1 protein-coding gene is annotated in these 1,130 nt (G+C 50.9%); it reads left to right on the forward strand.

Features of this window, described 5'->3' with window-relative positions:
• Positions 1 to 1,130, forward strand: a 1,130-nt coding sequence (locus Q4591_RS20060) for a cadherin-like domain-containing protein (protein WP_303462615.1), incomplete at both ends; no start/stop codon positions are given.

The raw sequence follows: 1,130 nt of genomic DNA on the forward strand, positions 1-1,130 counted from the left end.
ATTAGCGCTGAGCAGCTATTAGCGAACTCAAGCGATGTGGATGGCACCGTCAGCCTAGACTCAGTGTCATATTCTGGTACCGACGGTATCCTGGTTCAAAACCAAGATGGCTCAGTGACCTTCTCGCCAAATGAGAACTTCAACGGTGACATCAGCCTGGATGTGGTGGTTATCGATGACGATGGCGCCACTGCTGAAACCACCGCAGGCATTACTACACTGGCGGTTAATGACGCACCTGTAGTTGATGGCAATGTCGCTTACTCAGTTGACGAAGATGGCTCAATCACCCTCAGCCAAGAGCAACTGCTGGCGAATGCAACTGACATCGATGGTGACAGCCTAAGCGCTGAAAACCTCAGCGTAGGCGATAATGCTACCGTGGTGGCTAACCCCGATGGCAGCTTCACGGTTACCCCTGATGCAGACTTTAATGGCGACTTAGACTTAAGCTTTGATGTCTCAGATGGCACGACTACCGTGGCGACAGGCGTTGATTTAACCGTTAACCCCGTTAACGATGCCGCGGTTGCCCCTGACGTTGAATTCACCATGAATGAAGACGGCATTATCATCATTACCGATGAGCAGCTGCTGGCGAATGCGAGCGACATCGATGGTGATAACCTATCTGTTGATACGGTGACGTACAGCGGCACTGACGGTGTGCTTACCGACAACGGTGATGGTACCCATAGCTTTGCGCCAAATGAAAACTTCAATGGTGATGTGCAATTAGAGTTTGGTGTCAGTGATGGCACCGTTGTGACCCCAGCTAACATCGATATCGCGGTTGCGGATGTCAACGATGCACCGGTAGCGGGTTCAACCTCATACACAGTCAACGAAGACGGCCAAATCACCATTAGCGCTGAGCAGTTATTAGCGAACTCAAGCGATGTGGATGGCACCGTCAGCCTAGACTCAGTGTCATATTCTGGTACCGACGGTATCCTGGTTCAAAACCAAGATGGCTCAGTGACCTTCTCGCCAAACGCGAACTTTAACGGTGACATCAGTCTTGATGTGGTGGTTATCGATGATGATGGCGCCACTGCTGAAACCACCGCAGGCATTACTACACTGGCGGTTAATGACGCACCTGTAGTTGATGGTAATATCGCTTACTC

It is taken from the genome of Shewanella sp. 3_MG-2023 (assembly GCF_030548765.1).
GTDB lineage: Bacteria > Pseudomonadota > Gammaproteobacteria > Enterobacterales > Shewanellaceae > Shewanella.